The organism is Microbacterium sp. LWO12-1.2, assembly GCF_040675875.1.
In the GTDB taxonomy this organism is placed as follows: domain Bacteria; phylum Actinomycetota; class Actinomycetes; order Actinomycetales; family Microbacteriaceae; genus Microbacterium.
In genome coordinates, this window is sequence record NZ_JBEGII010000001.1 from 1,496,026 (window position 1) to 1,511,644 (window position 15,619).

The window sequence follows — 15,619 nt, forward strand, 5'->3', positions numbered from 1 at the left end:
GGAGCCCCATCGACCTAAGCTGTGAAGTATGACCGATTCTGCGCTCCGTTCGATCCCGTTCACCGACGCCCAGGGCAATGAGAAGACCCTGGATGACCTCGGTGCCGATGTCGTCCTGGTGGTGAACGTCGCCTCGAAGTGCGGGCTCACCCCGCAGTACGAGCAGCTCGAAGAGCTCCAGCGCCTGTACGGCGACCGCGGCTTCTCTGTCGTCGGATTCCCGTGCAACCAGTTCTTCGGCCAGGAGCCCGGCTCCGTCGAGCAGATCCTCGAGTTCTGCTCCACCACCTACGGGGTGAGCTTCCCCGTCAATGACAAGGTGAAGGTCAACGGCAAGAACGCGTCCGACCTCTACAAGGCGCTCAAGGAGGCTCCGGATGCCGGCGGCAAGGCCGGTCGCGTGGAGTGGAACTTCGAGAAGTTCCTGGTGCTCCCCGACGGTGAGGTGCTCCGCTTCCGCCCGAAGCAGAAGCCGAACGACCCGGAGATCGTCGGCGCGATCGAAGCCGCGCTCACCCGCTAGGCCGCTGTACATACACGAAGCCCCTTCCGACTCATCAAGAAGTCGGGAGGGGCTTCGTGTATGCGGGCCGGTGCTCAGACGACGGCGGATTCCTCAGTGGCCTCATCGCGCTTGGCCCAGAGGTCGCGCAGCACGCTCTCGAAGGCGGCGGGCGGCTGCGCGCCACTGATGCCGTACTGACCGTCGATCACGAAGAACGGCACGCCCTGGATCCCGTAGGCACGCGCCTGGTCCTGATCCTGACGCACGTCCGGCAGGTGACGGGCGGACTCCAGAGCCTCGCGCGCGGCGTCGGCGTCGAGACCGACCTCGGCCGCGAGCTCGACGAGGTCGTCGATGCGACCGACGTGCTTGCCCTCGGTGAAGTAGGCGGACATCAGCCGCTCCTCCATCTCGTGCTGCAGACCCTCGGCCTTCGCGAAGTGCAGGAGCTCGTGGGCCTTGACCGTGTTGGTGTGCTGCAGCAGGTCGAAGCGGTACTCGAGGCCGGCGTTCTTGGCCACACCCGTGACGTTGGAGAGCATCTGCTCGACCTGGTCGCGCGGCATGCCCTTGTGCCCGGCGAGGAAGTCGATCTCGTCGCCGTCGAAGTCGACAGGGGTGTCGGGGGAAAGCTCGAAGGAGTGGAACGTCACCGTCACTTCCGGGGCGTCATCGTCGCCGGCGACGGCTTCGAGGCCCTTCTCGAGGTTGCGCTTGCCGATGTAGCACCACGGGCAGGCGATGTCGGACCAGATGTCGATGGAGATAGGTTCGCTCACATCTTCATCCAACCCCATGCACCTATGAGCTATTCCGTCGCTCCCTCACGCGGATAGGATTCTCGGATGCTCTCCGCCTCCGATCCCCTGCCGCAGCAGCCGGAGCGCATCCTCGTGGCCGGCGTGACGGGCTCGGGCAAGACGACGCTCGCGGGTCGCATCGGGGCGATGTGGGGACTGCGCCACGTCGAGATCGACGGACTGTTCCACGGGCCGAACTGGACACCGCGCCCCGAGTTCCTCGATGACGTGCGCGCTTTCGCTGCTGAGGACCGCTGGATCACGGAGTGGCAGTACACCAGCAAGGGAACGGACGAGATCCTCACCCCCCGCGCACACCTCGTGGTCTGGCTCGACTACCCGTATCGTGTCGTGCGCTCCCGTCTCGTGGGCCGCACGCTGCGCAGAAGCATCCTGCGCACTCGCATGTGGAACGGCAATGTCGAGAAGCCCATCTGGCGGATGTGGTCAGGAGAGCCGGACGAGAACATCCTGGCGTGGCAGACCAAGACGCTCCACAAGTGGGAGGAGCGGATGCCGGAGTACGCCGAGCGCTTCCCGCACCTCACGATCGTTCGCCTGCGCCATCCACGTGAGACGGAGCGCTGGCTGCGTGTTCAGGCGGAGGCGTCCGGGGTGTCGATCGCCCCGCCGAAGCGGCGGTCGCGCGACAGGTAGACACCGATCGCCCGCCACAGCTCCTCACGGGAGAAGTCCGGCCAGAGGGTGTCGAGGAACACCATCTCGGCATACGCCGACTCCCACAGCAGGAAGTTCGAGGTGCGCTGCTCCCCCGAGCTGCGCAGGAACAGGTCGACATCCGGCATGTCGGGCACATACAGATGCCGGCGGATCATCTTCTCGCTGATCGCGTTGGGCTTCACACGTCCGGCGGCGACGTCCGCGGCGATGGATCGCATCGCGTCGACGATCTCGATTCGACCGCCGTAGTTCACGCACATCGTGAGCGTCAGGGTGTCGTTGCCGCGGGTGAGCTGCTCCGCATACTGCAGTTCCTTGATGACGCTGCCCCACAGCCGCGGCTTGCGCCCAGCCCAGCGCACGCGCACGCCCCACTCGTTGAGCTGGTCGCGTCGACGGTGCAGCACATCGCGGTTGTACCCCATGAGGAAGCGCACCTCCTCGGGAGAGCGCGCCCAGTTCTCGGTCGAGAAGGCGTATACCGAGAGGTGCTTCACTCCGGCCTGGATCGCACCGGCGACCACGTCGAGCAGCACTTCCTCGCCGGCCTTGTGGCCTTCGACACGGTTGAGGCCGCGCCGATTGGCCCACCGTCCATTTCCGTCCATCACGATCGCCACGTGCTCGGGCACGGCGGGGAACGTCGGCGGGTACACACCCGTCCAGTCGAGGGGACGGTACGCCACGGCGTCCTTGTGCGTGAACGGCTTGGGACTCACCGTGCTCCTTCTCGAGGGATGTCCGACACATGGGCGAGCGAGCGGATGCCGCGCTCCAGGTGCCATTGAGCGTACGCGGCGACCAGACCCGATGCGGCGGCGGTGTCGGAGTGCGGGGCGGCATCGATGACGTCCCACTCCCCCCGCATCAGCGAGCGGAGCAGCGACAGGGTCTTCTCAGCCACCCGAGGGCTGCCGGCGGGCGCGCAGTCGGCGCAGATGAGTCCGCCCAACTGCGCGACGAAGGTCGTGTGCGGACCGGGCGCGGCACAGCGGGCGCAGTCCTCGAGCGACGGCGCCCAGCCCGACAGCGCCATGACCCGCAGCAGATACGAATCGAGGATGCTGCGCGGCACGTGTTCGCCGCGCGAGAGCGCCCGCAGCCCACCCACGAGCAGCAGGTACTGGTCGGAGGTCGCTTCGGAATCGCTGAGCCGATCGGCGGTCTCGACCATCGCGTTCGCCGCGGTGTAGCGCTCATAGTGCGCCGCGATCTCGGAGCCGTAGGCGCCGAGGGACTCCGCCTGCTGCACGATGTCGAGCGAGCGCCCCTGGTACAGCTGAACGTCGGCGACCATGAACGGTTCCAGCCGGGAACCGAACTTCGACGAGGTGCGGCGCACCCCCTTCGCGACGGCACGCAGCTTGCCGTGGCGCCGAGAGAGCATGATGACGATGCGATCCGCCTCACCGAGCTTGTGAGTGCGCAGGATCACCGCTTCGTCTCGGTAGGTGGGCACCGTTCGATTATCCTCCGTGCGCGACAATAGAGGCGTGACCGAACCGCTCTTCATCATTCCGCTCTGGGCGGATCTGCTCGGCGTCGGCCTGGGCGGCGTGCAAGGAGCGATGTTCGCCTCGGGATTCCAGGGGCAGCGACGGCTCGACTGGCTGGGCGTGGCGATCATCGGCATCATGATCGGCATGGGCGGCGGGCTCATCCGCGACATCCTGCTCGGTCAGACGCCCGCGACCCTGCAGAGCAACTGGTACCTCTTGACGGCGACGGGCGCTGCCCTGCTCGGGATGCTGTTGGCCGGGCTCTTCAACCGGCTGAACACCGTCATCGTCGTGCTCGACGCCGTGGTGATCGGGATGTTCGGGGCTTTCGGCACAGCCAAGGCCCTCGCCTTCGGCATCCCGCCGGTCCCCGCCGTCTTCATCGGCGTGTGCGCGGCGGTCGGCGGGGGTGTGCTGCGCGACATGCTGATGGGTCTGCCGACGTCGATCATGCACGTCGGCTCGCTCTATGCGGTGGCCGCGGGCGCCGGGTGCGCGTTCATCGCCATCGCGAACGCTCTGGCGATGCCCATCACCCTGGCGGCGATCATCGGCATCATCGTGACGGCCGTGATCCGGGTGCTCGCGGTCAGCTTCGACGTGTCGCTGCCGGAACAGCGCCGCCTGTACCGCCGCAAGGTCGCCGCCGAGACCGGCGCGATCGCGATCGTCAAGCCCGGCATCGACCTCTAGCCTCTGCTCCCGAGCCTGGGTCCCTGAGCCTCTGCTCCCGAGCCTGGGCCCCTGAGTCTCTGCTCCCGAGCCTGGGCCCCTGAGCCTGTCGAAGGGGCGACACATGCTTCGACAGGCTCAGCGACCCACAATGCTCAGACGGCCGCCAGCTCCTGCTGACGCGTGCGGATCGACCGGTTCACGCCTGACACGATCGCCTTGAGCGACGCGGTCGAGATGTCACCGTCGATGCCGACGCCCCACAGACGCTGGTCAGCGACCTGCAGCTCGACGTAGGCCGCGGCCTGCGCGTCACCGCCGGCGCTGAGAGCGTGCTCGACATAGTCGTAGACCGTGATGTCGAAGCCCTGCGCGCGCAGCACCTCGACGAAGGCCGCGACCGGACCGTTGCCCTTGCCGGTGACCGAGACCTGCTGGTCGTCGTCGCGCAGCACGACATCGAGCACGACCTCGCCCGACATGTCGCTGCGGGTCTGCGTGGCGAGCAGCTCGAAGCGGCCCCACTTGGCCGCGGTGTCGGCGGCGGGCAGGTACTCGTCGTTGAAGATCGACCAGATCTGGTCGCTCGTTACCTCGCCGCCCTCGGCATCCGTCTTCGCCTGCACGACGCCCGAGAACTCGATCTGCAGCTTGCGGGGCAGGTCGATCGCGTGGTCAGCCTTCAGCAGGTAGGCGACGCCGCCCTTGCCGGACTGCGAGTTGACGCGGATGACGGCCTCGTAGGAACGCCCCAGGTCCTTCGGATCGATGGGCAGATACGGCACGGCCCACTCGATGTCCTCGACCGTGACGCCCTCTGCCTCGGCGCGCACGGCCATGGCCTCGAAGCCCTTCTTGATCGCGTCCTGGTGCGATCCGCTGAACGCCGTGAACACCAGGTCTCCCGCCCAGGGGCTGCGCTCGGGCACGGGCAGCTGGTTGCAGTACTCGACCGTACGCTTGACCTGGTCGATGTCGCTGAAGTCGATCTGCGGGTCGATGCCCTGCGTGAACAGGTTGATGCCCAGCGCGACGATGTCGACGTTGCCGGTGCGCTCACCGTTGCCGAACAGGCAGCCTTCGATGCGGTCTGCGCCGGCCATGTAGCCGAGCTCTGCCGCGGCGATCGCGGTGCCGCGGTCGTTGTGCGGGTGCAGCGACAGGATGACGTTCTCGCGGTGGGCGAGGTGGCGGCTCATCCACTCGATCGAGTCGGCGTAGACGTTCGGCGACGCCATCTCGACGGTCGCCGGCAGGTTGATGATGACCTTGCGGTCAGGGGTGGGCTCGAAGACCTCGATCACCTGGTTGCAGATGTCGACGGCGAACTCGAGCTCGGTGCCGGTGTAGCTCTCCGGCGAGTACTCGTAGTAGACCTTCGTGTCGGGAATGGTCTTCTCGAACTTGCGGCACAGCCGAGCGCCCTCGAGCGCGATGTCGATGATGCCCTGCTTGTCGGTGCGGAACACTACCTCGCGCTGCAGCACGCTCGTGGAGTTGTAGAGGTGCACGATGGCCTGCTTGGCGCCGGCGATCGACTCGTAGGTGCGGGCGATGAGGTGCTCGCGCGCCTGGGTTAGCACCTGGATGGTGACGTCGTCCGGGATCAGGTTCTCTTCGATGAGCTGACGGACGAAGTCGAAGTCGGTCTGGCTCGCCGACGGGAAGCCGACCTCGATCTCCTTGTAGCCCATGCTGACGAGCAACTCGAACATGACGCGCTTGCGCTCAGGCGACATCGGGTCGATCAGTGCCTGGTTGCCGTCGCGGAGATCGACCGCGCACCAGCGGGGCGCCTCAGTGATGCGGGCATCGGGCCACGTGCGGTCAGGCAGGTGGACGTTGATCTGCTCGTGGAACGGCCGGTACTTGTGGATCGGCATCGCGGACGGGCGCTGAGTGTTCTGCATGATGGGGCTTCTTCTCTTCGTCAGGGTAAACGGGCCAACACAAGCGCCGCGACGAGGAAGGCCCTAGCTTTAGGACTCGTCGCGGCAGCTAAGAAGAAGCAGTCCGCCGAAAGGCATGTGGTCATGGTAGCAGGGATGCCGAAACCGATTCGACGATGTTGAGACGATCGACGTGAGCCCGACACTCTCAGTCATGAGTACATCGCAGCGTCGCCTGGCCCTCGCCTCGGCATCCCTCGCCGGTCTTCTCGCGCTCAGCGCGTGCGCAACGGGGCCGGGGGGCTCCCCCGCGCCGACCAGCACGACGGTCGCGTCCGATCAGCTCCTGGAGACGGCGCAGCCCGGTCTCCCGAAGGGGCGGGTGATCGGAATGGGTACCGTGATCGACGCAGCCGGCGACGTGCAGCTCTGCATGGCAGCGATCATGGAGTCGTACCCACCGCAGTGCTATGGCGTGCCGATCGACAGCTGGACATGGGATGACGTGGACGGGAGTGAGACAGCGGGTGAGACCACGTGGGGCGACTACGCAGTGTACGCCACGTACGACGGCGAGCGACTCACAAAGGCCGACCCTCCGATCATGCTCGCCCTGTACGACACCGTCGCTCCGGAGGATCCCACGGGCGGTGTCGACGGCAAGACCGACGAGGCCGAACTCACGACGATCCAGGACGACATCGCGGGCCGTCTCGGCCCAGACGCGCTGAGTGTGTGGAGCGACCGGGGCTATGTCTGGCTGCAGGTCGTGTGGGACGAAGGAACGATCCAGGATGCCGCGGACGCCGAGTTCGGCGACGACGTCGTGGTGGTGACATCGGCGCTGCGCGAGATCGACTAACCTACGGGATCAGCGCGATCTTGCCGCCGGGGTGACCGGTCGCGAGGAAGCGGTGGGCTTCGGGCGCCTGCCCCAGCGGATACGTCCGCGCCACGGGCACGAGGAGGTCGCCGTTCTGCGCGAGGGCCGTCAACTCACCCCGCACCTCATCGCGGAACTTCGCGCTGGCCGGCATCGAGCCGGCGATCGCGAGGATGCCGTCGCCCGATGCTCGGCCGAAGGCGGCGATCGTGACGATGCACCCTCGATCCTCAACGAGCTGGAGCGATGCGTCGATGGCTTCGTCGGTGCCGGCAGCGTCGAGGGCCGCTGCGATCGGGGCGCCGGCGGCCTCACGCACCCGGTCGATCAGCCCGCCACCGTAGCGGACGGGGATTCCGCCGAAACGACGGACCTCGTCGAAGCGCTCCTCGCTGGCCGTACCGATCACACGGATGCCGCGGAGGCGCGCCTGCTGCAGCACACTGACGCCCACCGCGCCTGACGCGCCGTGAAGCAGGATCGTCTCCCCCGGCGCGGCGCCGACGACGGACAGCATCTCGGCCGCCGTGGTGCCGGCCAGCAGGAGGTTCGCCGCCTCCGGATGTGTGAGAGTCGCGGGTTTCGCGAATGCCTTCGCGGCAGGAACCTTGATGTCGGTCGCGTACCCGCCGTAGATGCGGAAGGCGATGACCTCGTCGCCGATCGCCGCAGCGCCGGAGCCGATGCGCGTGTTCGGCCCGATGGCCGTGATCTCGCCCGAGATCTCGTACCCGATCGGCACGGGGAACTCGAGGCCTGCCCGTGGGGCTGCGACGTGCTTGGCGTCGGCCGGGTTCACGCCGGCTGCATGGACGCGGATCGTGACTTCGCCCTCGGCCGGGGCAGCGACGACGTACTCCTCGAAGGACCAGGCCTCCGGCGGACCTGCCATCGTGGCGATCCAGTGCTGTGCCATGGTCGCGCCTCCTGTGAAGATCGGTGCGTCCATCATCGCGCGTAAGCGAATGGAGAGGACGATGACGTTCCGCTTTCGACAGAACGCCACCGTCCAGACTTCCCCTCGCGTGCCCCCCGGATTCGAGGGTGAAGCCCTTCGCCTCTGCCCCGCTGATCCTTACCCCCGGTAGGGAACCGGCGTGGCCAGTTGCGATCCACCCGGTCGCCGGGGACGAGGGCAATCGTTTCCTCGGCGACCGGGTGGCTCACTAAAACGCTAGGCCGTCGACCCCTCCCAGAGCAAAGTCCAACGCATGGAATAACTCGTTTGTCAGGTATTCGCGTCTCGCGCAATGGGCCCTCACACCGGTGTCATCTGGCGGCGAGGGGGCGTCGGCGAGAGGTCTCCTCATCCGGTCATCCGCGGCGCAGGACGCGCCGCCTCCACGGCCCGTCGCGCCTCGGCCGCTGCTTCACCGTCGCCGAGCCCGAGCTCCACCTCGAGCTTCTTCCGCGCCCTGCTCAGGGTCTTCCACACAGAGGCCTGCGAGCAGCGGAGCAACTCGGCGATCTCCCCTGCCGCGAGTTGATCCCAGTACGCGAGCATCACGATGCGACGCTCCCGCTGCGTCAGCACCGTAGCGACCGCCTGGCGCACCGCCAGGTTGTCAAGCATGTCGTCATCGCTCGGCGCCGCATACACGGCGTGCACCGTGTCCATCGCGCGCGCCCGTGCGCGGCGGCTGCGCTCGCGATCCTTCAGCTTGTTATCGGCGGCCCTGATCAGCCAGATCAGTCCGAGCGGCTTGGCGACATCAAGTTTGCGCCAGGCCAGCAGGAAGACGTCGGACACGATCTCCGCCACTTCCGAGTCGTCTTCGACCACGCACTCCACGTGGCGTTGCACGGGCGCCCAGAGCGTGTCGTAGATCCCTTTGAAGACAGCTTCCCGCTCGCCGTTGCGCGCCTCCGACCGGCCGTTCATCCGACCAGCCCCTCGAGGTCCCAGAGCTGATAGCCCATGATCGCTCCCGCCGGGAGCAGCTCGTCGCCCGTGACCACATTCCGCTCGAGGCCCACAATGCGCCCGGTGTCGCCCGAGACGAAGAGCACGTCGCTGACCGCACCATCGGGAGAAAGTACACGCAGGCCGGTGACCGGTCGCCCGAGACGATCATTCGTCACCGGAACGACCTCGACATCCCCCGCCTCCTCGAGGATGCTCAAGAGCGCGCCGTGCTGTGCGTTCGTCAGAGTCCATTGACCGAACAGCGTCGTGATCGCGGTCACCACCTCGAAGGCCGAGGCATCTCGCGGCATCTGCAGAGCTTCGAGCGCCGCCCGCATCGCTGCCGAGGACTCACCCGGGGGGTCGGTCAGCGGAGTGAGGAACTCGCCGGGCAACATCGGGAACTCCTCGGTGGTGCCCGCCGTGGGGACTTGCGACTGCGAGTACCACTCGGCGTCGGCAGGGTCCTGTTCCGGGCTGTTCACGATGACAACGTGACCGGATCCGTCGGCCTCCCAGGAGATCGTCGACAGCTGCGTGAAGACGCGAAGCTCCCCAGTGCCCGCGTTGACCGAGAAGTTCCAGGATGCGGTCCTGACGAAACGCTTCGGCTCGGTGGGGCCGGCGGACGCCGAAAGATCCGCGCTGGCCTCTTCCACGACACTCGCCACGGTCGGCGACGGCGCGGAAGATGACAGTGCTGCTCCCGCGCGCGCCGTCGTCTGCGGCATCATCACGAAGGCTGCGACGATCGCGGATGCCGTGACGAGTGCCAAGCCCGACGCCCACCCGATCGCGATCGTTCGCCGCCGCCGCCGCGGCGGGTCCGTGCGCATGATGCGGTCGCGAGCGAGCAGGGAGGCCGCGCTCGGCGTCGCATCGGCAGCGGTGCGCGCAGGGCTCGCTGCGCGCAGCATTGACTCCAGAGACGAGTTCTCCGGCACGAGGTTCTCCACTATCGCTTCACTGACATCGGACCCCGCATCATCTCTGCGTGGCACACGGACGGTGTCTGACTTCAGTCAGTTCCCGAATCGACCGCTCAGAAGTTGCAGCGGATGTTCGTCACCGTTCCTGAGGTGTTCTGATAAGTGCCCGCGCTGATCGTCGCGAGCACGGTCGTTCCGTTGCGCGGCTGGGCGGTTCCGGACGACCGTGCGTTCGCCACGGACTTGACGGTGAAGTTCGAGGGGATGCTGTGGATCCCGCACGTCCCGAAGCTCAGGGCGCTGCCATCGGCGAAGTAGGCGTTGAAGGCGCAGATCTTCCCCGTTGCGCACCCTCCGACCGCACGCGCCGCTACGTCTGATGCCCTCGGAACGGTCATCTCCATGTCGAGCTCCGGCCATACCGCGTGATTGCTGTCGATCAGAATGCCGCCGGGGACGGCGTCGAGCATCTCGGCGATCTGGGGATCCGGGTCGCCGACCGGCTCCGCGGCGTTCGCCACGGCCGGTACGGAACCGATCGCGAACACCGCCGCGACCAGGAGGGTGAGCATCACGCGTGCGCGCTTCATCGGATCACTTCACTTTCCACGTCCCACATCCGGTACGAGATGATCGCTCCCACCGGAAAGACTTCGTCTGCCTTGATAGCGGTCCGCTCGACTCCGACGATCCGTCCGGTCTCGAGCGACACGAGCACGACGTCCTTGGCTCCCCCATCGGGAGCGAGGAACTGGATACCCGCCACAGGTCGGCCGAGTCGGTCCGTCGAGTCACCGAGCGCCACTCCTTCGCCGGTCGCCTCGAGAAGCGAGAGGACCTCCCGGTGCTGCGCGTTGGTCAGCGTCCACATGTCGAACGTCGAGGTGAGCGCCGCTTCGATGTCGAAGGCGGTCGGCTCTGCAGGCATTCCGAACGCGGAGAGCAGGGCGAGGACATCGTCGCGCGAATCGCCGGGGATCTCGCTCCAGGGCGGCTCGAAATCTCCGGGCGCCATGATCAGGTCCGATACGACATCGCCGCTGCTGCTCACCTCGGCGCTGTTGTTCGCCACCGCATCCGTGGGGTCGTAGGGGACGCCACGGACGATGGTCATTCGTCCGGAACCGTCCGGATTCCACGTGAGCTCGGAGAGCTGCGGGGTGACCTGTGTGTTCTCGTCGACCACGTCGACGGAGAACCCCCACGACGCGGCGTGCACAAGGCGCAGAGGAGTGGCGGGGCCTGCGACAGCGACGAGATCCTCCTCCGCCGTCTCAACGATCTCGGCGATCGTGGAGGAACCCTCGAAGGCGAGTGGTGTCGGGGTGCCGGCGGAGGCCGTCTCCTGCGGCAGGAGCATCGCAACGGCGAAGATTGCCGAGGCACCGACGGCGATCGCACCAGACGCCCATCCCACCGCGCGGGAGTGAGTCCGTCGCGTCGAGCGACTCTTGCGCAGAATACGGTCACGGGTTGCGAGCGCCCGAGCGTCGGGGGCCGCGTCGCGCGGGGTACGCGCCGGATCGGCCTCCATCAGCGCTCGTTCGAGCACAGCCCCGTCACCCCTCACGCTCACTCGCCCCCTCCAGGCCCAGCGCATCCCGCATTCGCTTCTCTGCGCGGCGCAACATCGTCCGCACACTGCGACGCGGATACCGAAGCAGCTCCGAGATCTCCCCCTCGGTGAGCCCGTCCCAGTATGCCAGCATGATGATACGCCGTTGACGCGTGGTGAGGACACCCAAAGCACGCAGCACGCTGTCACGATCCGGCATCTGATCGGCCGCGAGATCGACCGTGCCCGCCTCCTCGGAGGTGCCGGCCATGCCGTGGTGCATCGCATCGAGAACAGCCGATCTGCTCGTCGCACGGCCCGACCGGGCGCGCAGCTCGCGATCGGCTGCACGGAACAACCAGACTCTGCCCATCGGCCTGGCGACATCCAACCGCGTCCACGCTTCGAGGAACACCGCGGAGACGATCTCGGTGACTTCGTCGTCATCCGCGACGACACCCTCGACGTGGTGCCGCAGGGCGGCCCAGTGGGCGTCGAACACTCGTGTGAAGACCTGATCCTGCAGCGAGTTCGGGTCTGCGCTGCGATCGGTCATCCCGGTGAGGTCGGCGGCCTCCCCGCCGCCGTCGATCCGTCTCTCGGGCTCATGTCAGAATCCGAGCCTGCCCAGCTGCTTCGGGTCGCGCTGCCACTCCTTGGCGACCTTCACGTGCAGTCCGAGGAACACACGGGTTCCGAGGAGCTCCTCGATCCCGCCGCGCGCGCGGGCACCGACGTCGCGCAGCCGCTTGCCCTTGTGGCCGATGATGATCGCCTTCTGGCTGTCGCGCTCGACGACGATCTGCGCATGCACATCGGTGAGGTCGCTGTCCTCGCGTCGAGAGACCTCGTCGACGATCACGGCGATCGAGTGCGGCAGTTCATCGCGGACGCCCTCGAGCGCCGCCTCCCGGATCATCTCGGCGATCCGATCCTCCTGCGACTCATCGGTCGTGATGCCCTCTTCGTACAGGGGCGGGCCCTTCGGCATCAGGCTCAGCAGCTCATCGGCGAGCACCTCGAGCTGATCGCGGGTGAGCGCCGACAGCGGCACCACCGCCGCCCAGTCCTCGCGGAGCGCATCGACTTCGAGCAGTCGCTCGGTGATGTCGTCTCGCCCCGCCGCATCGGTCTTGGTGACGATCGCGACCTTCTTGGCTCGCGGATACCCGTCCAGCGAGGCCACGATACGACGGTCCCCCGGCCCGACCTTCTCGGTCGCCGGCACACAGAATCCGATCACGTCGACGTCACCGAGCACCTGGTCGACGAGGTCGTTGAGACGCTCGCCGAGCAACGTGCGGGGCTTGTGGATGCCCGGAGTGTCGACGATCACGAGCTGCCCCTCCGGGCGGTTCACGATCCCGCGGATCGCGCGCCGCGTCGTCTGCGGCTTCTCGCTGGTGATCGCGATCTTCTCTCCCACCAGCGCATTGGTCAGTGTGGACTTGCCCACATTCGGGCGCCCGACGAAGGTCACGAACCCACTTCGCGTCTGCTCAGTCATCGCGTCGCTCTCCCTCATCCTCTGTCGATTCCGCATCGACGGCTGCTCGTTCGACGAACACCGTCGCAATTCCCCGTCCACGCCCGCGCGAGGCACCTCCGGTGAGCACCAGACCGTGGACCGTCGCTGTCGCACCGGGCTGCGGAACCTGCCCGAGAGCCTTGCCGAGCAGTCCGCCGATCGAGTCGACGTCTTCATCCTCGAGCTCGAGTCCGAAGAGGTCGCCCACGTCCTCCAGCGAGAGCCGGGCACTCACGCGGTATCGTCCGTCACCGAGTTCGACGAACTCAGCGGATACCTGATCGTACTCGTCCGAGATCTCTCCCACGAGCTCCTCGATCAGATCCTCGAGGGTCACCAGTCCCGAGATCCCGCCGTGCTCGTCGATCACGAGGCACACATGCACCGCGTCGCGCTTCATCTGCTGCAGCAATGTCTCGGCGCGCATCGACTCGGGAACGAATGTCGCAGGTCGGGAGATCGGCCGGATGGATGCCGTGCGCCACGCGTTCTCATCGCGGAATGCGAACTGCACCAGATCCTTGAGATACAGCACGCCCACCACGTCATCGGCATCATCATCGACGACCGGCATGCGCGAGACGCCCCGGTTCAGGAACAGCGCCATGGCCTCGCTCGTCGACGCGGTGGCGTCGACCGTCACCATCTCCGTGCGAGGAACCATCACGGCGCGCACGAACTGGTCGGTGAAGTCGAACACCGAATGGATCAGGTCGCGGTCGTCCGCCTCGATGAGGTCGTTGGATGCCGCCTCATCGACCATGCTGAGCAGTTGCTCCTCCGAGCTGAACGAGCTGCGACCGGCCCCTGGGGTGACCCGGTTGCCGAGGGCGACCAGGCCCTGCGCGATCGGTCCGAGGAAGATCCGCAGTCCTCTGACGACCGGGGCGTTCGCGCGCAGCAGCCCATCGGCGTGGTCGCGTCCGAAGGTGCGGGGGCTCGCACCGACCAGCACGAAGCTGATGCCGGTCATCAGCACGGCGGCAGCGAGCATCGCCCACCAGATGTTGTCGAACAGGAACATGAACGCGACGGTCACGAGCACGGCGGCCGCGGTCTCCGCCAGCACGCGGATGAACGCGACGGCGTTGACGTGGGCATCCGGGTCAGCGGCGATGCGCGCCAGCTGGCGAGCGTTGCGCCCTTCGCTGCCCATCTCCTCGAGGTCTGACCGCGACGAGACACCGAATGCCGCGTCGATGGCGGCCATGAGACCACCGAAGGCGACGAGCAGGACGGCGCCGGCGAGGAGGAAGGCCGCTGTCATCGTCGGCGTTCAGACGCAGCGAAGCCTTCGATGAGCTGCTTCTGGAGTCCGAACATCTCACGCTCCTCGTCGGGCTCGGCGTGATCGAACCCGAGGAGGTGCAGCAGCCCGTGGGTGGTGAGCAGGATCAGCTCGTCCATCAGCGTGTGCTTCGCCGCCTGGGCCTGCGTCTCCGCGACTTGCGGGCAGAGCACGATGTCGCCGAGCAGACCGGGTGCCGTGGGACGATCCTCGGTGCCCGGGCGCAGCTCGTCCATCGGGAAGCTGAGCACATCGGTGGGCCCGGGCTCATCCATCCACTGCACGTGCAGTGCTTCCATGGCGCCCTCGTCGACGAGCACGATCGCGACCTCGGCGTCGGGGCTGACATGCAGCTGCGCGAGGTTGTAGTCGGTCAGCCGCTGCAGCACGGTCTCGTCGACGTCGATGGCCGACTCGTTGTTGATCTCGATCATGAGAGTCCTCGTTTCGGCGCACGGTCGCGCGGTCCTGGTCGCTGGGCGCCGCGGCGGTCCCGAGAATCCGGTCCCTGAGCCTGTCGAAGGGCCGCCGCCTGCTCGCGCTCGAAGCGCTGCGCTGTGCGCTTCTCGTCGTACTCGCTGTACGCATCCACGATGCGCCCGACGAGAGAGTGCCGCACGACGTCGTCGCTCGTGAGTCGCGAGAAATGGATGTCGTCGATGCCGTCCAGGACACGCGTCACGAGCCGCAGCCCCGACGATCCCTGTGGCAGGTCGACCTGGGTGATGTCACCGGTGACGACCATCCGCGTGCCGAAGCCCAACCGCGTCAGGAACATCTTCATCTGCTCGGGGGTGGTGTTCTGCGCTTCGTCGAGCACCACGAACGAGTCGTTCAGGGTGCGTCCGCGCATGTAGGCGAGCGGAGCGACCTCGATCGTCCCCGACGCCATCAGGCGCGGCACGATCTCGGGGTCCATCATCTCGTTCAGCGCGTCGTAGAGCGGGCGCAGATACGGGTCGATCTTGTCGGTCAGTGTGCCGGGCAGGAAGCCCAGGCGCTCCCCCGCCTCGACGGCGGGACGCGTCAGGATGATGCGCGTGACCTCTTTGCGCTGCAGCGCCTGCACGGCCTTCGCCATCGCGAGATAGGTCTTGCCCGTACCTGCGGGACCGATGCCGAACACGATCGTGTTCTCCTCGATCGCGTCGACGTACTCCTTCTGACCCAGCGTCTTGGGACGGATCACCTTGCCACGGGTCGAGAGGATCGCCTCGCCCAGCACCTCGCTCGGACGCGGTCCGCCGTCGCGTCGCAGCAGCCGCGCCGAGTTCGTCACGTCGCTCGGTGCCAGATCATGTCCGGCCTTCGTCATCGCCAGCAGTTCGTCGACGAGCTTCTTCGCGTTCGCGACCTCCGAGACGCCGCCGCTGAGCGTGATCTCGTTGCCGCGCACCAGCACCTGCACGTCGCGATGCTCCTTCTCGAGCATCCGCAGCAGGCGGTCCTGCGGTCCGAGCAGCTGCACCATGGCCACGCCATCC

The 15,619-nt window shown here is 67.0% G+C and carries 18 protein-coding genes; 4 read left to right on the forward strand and 14 right to left on the reverse strand.

Features of this window, described 5'->3' with window-relative positions; translation table 11 throughout:
• Positions 1-28: 28 nt before the first annotated feature.
• Positions 29-523: a glutathione peroxidase gene (locus tag MRBLWO12_RS07135; RefSeq protein WP_363554041.1), complete on the forward strand. Its 495-nt coding sequence runs from the start codon at positions 29-31 to the stop codon at positions 521-523.
• 74 nt (positions 524-597) lie between these two features.
• Here MRBLWO12_RS07135 and MRBLWO12_RS07140 read toward each other — a convergent pair whose 3' ends face one another.
• Entirely contained in the window at positions 598-1,284 is a 687-nt protein-coding gene (locus tag MRBLWO12_RS07140; protein WP_363554043.1) for a DsbA family oxidoreductase, read from the reverse strand.
• Positions 1,285-1,350: 66 nt separating this feature from the next.
• Between MRBLWO12_RS07140 and MRBLWO12_RS07145 the strand changes: the two genes are divergently transcribed.
• Positions 1,351-1,962, forward strand: coding sequence for an AAA family ATPase (locus MRBLWO12_RS07145; protein WP_363554045.1), 612 nt, complete (start codon positions 1,351-1,353; stop codon positions 1,960-1,962).
• On the opposite strand, the gene MRBLWO12_RS07150 is transcribed toward MRBLWO12_RS07145, so the two are convergent.
• Positions 1,902-2,705, reverse strand: coding sequence for an isoprenyl transferase (locus MRBLWO12_RS07150; protein WP_363554047.1), 804 nt, complete (start codon positions 2,703-2,705; stop codon positions 1,902-1,904). The genes MRBLWO12_RS07145 and MRBLWO12_RS07150 overlap by 61 nt on opposite strands.
• Positions 2,702-3,445, reverse strand: a complete 744-nt coding sequence (recO, locus tag MRBLWO12_RS07155; RefSeq protein ID WP_363554049.1) for a DNA repair protein RecO — start codon at positions 3,443-3,445, stop codon at positions 2,702-2,704. The genes MRBLWO12_RS07150 and recO overlap by 4 nt, the downstream gene beginning before the upstream one ends.
• Positions 3,446-3,479: 34 nt before the next feature.
• Here recO and MRBLWO12_RS07160 point away from each other — a divergent pair, with 34 nt between their 5' ends.
• Complete coding sequence (locus MRBLWO12_RS07160; RefSeq protein ID WP_363554051.1) at positions 3,480-4,178, forward strand: trimeric intracellular cation channel family protein; 699 nt, start codon at positions 3,480-3,482, stop codon at positions 4,176-4,178.
• Positions 4,179-4,312: 134 nt separating this feature from the next.
• On the opposite strand, the gene leuA is transcribed toward MRBLWO12_RS07160, so the two are convergent.
• A complete protein-coding gene (gene leuA / locus MRBLWO12_RS07165; RefSeq protein ID WP_363554052.1) occupies positions 4,313-6,067 on the reverse strand; it encodes a 2-isopropylmalate synthase in 1,755 nt (584 codons plus the stop codon).
• 193 nt (positions 6,068-6,260) lie between these two features.
• Between leuA and MRBLWO12_RS07170 the strand changes: the two genes are divergently transcribed.
• Complete coding sequence (locus MRBLWO12_RS07170; RefSeq protein WP_363554054.1) at positions 6,261-6,908, forward strand: hypothetical protein; 648 nt, start codon at positions 6,261-6,263, stop codon at positions 6,906-6,908.
• A 1-nt stretch (position 6,909) separates the two neighbouring features.
• On the opposite strand, the gene MRBLWO12_RS07175 is transcribed toward MRBLWO12_RS07170, so the two are convergent.
• The 10 genes from MRBLWO12_RS07175 to MRBLWO12_RS07220 all read right to left on the reverse strand — a co-directional run bounded on the left by MRBLWO12_RS07175 (position 6,910) and on the right by MRBLWO12_RS07220 (position 15,606).
• Positions 6,910-7,845 carry a quinone oxidoreductase family protein gene (locus MRBLWO12_RS07175; protein ID WP_363554056.1) on the reverse strand — a complete coding sequence of 312 codons (936 nt, stop codon included), beginning with the start codon at positions 7,843-7,845 and terminating at the stop codon, positions 6,910-6,912.
• A gap of 390 nt (positions 7,846-8,235) precedes the next feature.
• Positions 8,236-8,811, reverse strand: a complete 576-nt coding sequence (locus MRBLWO12_RS07180; protein ID WP_363554058.1) for an RNA polymerase sigma factor — start codon at positions 8,809-8,811, stop codon at positions 8,236-8,238.
• Positions 8,808-9,779 carry a hypothetical protein gene (locus MRBLWO12_RS07185; RefSeq protein ID WP_363554060.1) on the reverse strand — a complete coding sequence of 324 codons (972 nt, stop codon included), beginning with the start codon at positions 9,777-9,779 and terminating at the stop codon, positions 8,808-8,810. Before MRBLWO12_RS07185 ends, MRBLWO12_RS07180 begins: the two co-directional genes overlap by 4 nt.
• 98 nt (positions 9,780-9,877) lie before the next feature.
• On the reverse strand, positions 9,878-10,354 hold the full coding sequence (locus MRBLWO12_RS07190) for a hypothetical protein (RefSeq protein ID WP_363554062.1): 477 nt from the start codon (positions 10,352-10,354) through the stop codon (positions 9,878-9,880).
• Entirely contained in the window at positions 10,351-11,340 is a 990-nt protein-coding gene (locus MRBLWO12_RS07195; protein ID WP_363554064.1) for a hypothetical protein, read from the reverse strand. The genes MRBLWO12_RS07190 and MRBLWO12_RS07195 overlap by 4 nt, the downstream gene beginning before the upstream one ends.
• Positions 11,324-11,875, reverse strand: coding sequence for an RNA polymerase sigma factor (locus tag MRBLWO12_RS07200; protein WP_363554066.1), 552 nt, complete (start codon positions 11,873-11,875; stop codon positions 11,324-11,326). Before MRBLWO12_RS07200 ends, MRBLWO12_RS07195 begins: the two co-directional genes overlap by 17 nt.
• Positions 11,876-11,929: 54 nt before the next feature.
• Positions 11,930-12,826 (reverse strand): GTPase Era, encoded by an 897-nt coding sequence (gene era, locus MRBLWO12_RS07205; protein WP_363554068.1) that lies wholly within the window; start codon positions 12,824-12,826, stop codon positions 11,930-11,932.
• Entirely contained in the window at positions 12,819-14,114 is a 1,296-nt protein-coding gene (locus tag MRBLWO12_RS07210; RefSeq protein ID WP_363554070.1) for a hemolysin family protein, read from the reverse strand. Before MRBLWO12_RS07210 ends, era begins: the two co-directional genes overlap by 8 nt.
• Positions 14,111-14,569 carry an rRNA maturation RNase YbeY gene (ybeY, locus tag MRBLWO12_RS07215; RefSeq protein WP_247630340.1) on the reverse strand — a complete coding sequence of 153 codons (459 nt, stop codon included), beginning with the start codon at positions 14,567-14,569 and terminating at the stop codon, positions 14,111-14,113. The genes MRBLWO12_RS07210 and ybeY overlap by 4 nt, the downstream gene beginning before the upstream one ends.
• Positions 14,566-15,606: a PhoH family protein gene (locus MRBLWO12_RS07220; RefSeq protein WP_363558554.1), complete on the reverse strand. Its 1,041-nt coding sequence runs from the start codon at positions 15,604-15,606 to the stop codon at positions 14,566-14,568. The genes ybeY and MRBLWO12_RS07220 overlap by 4 nt, the downstream gene beginning before the upstream one ends.
• Positions 15,607-15,619 lie beyond the last annotated feature (13 nt).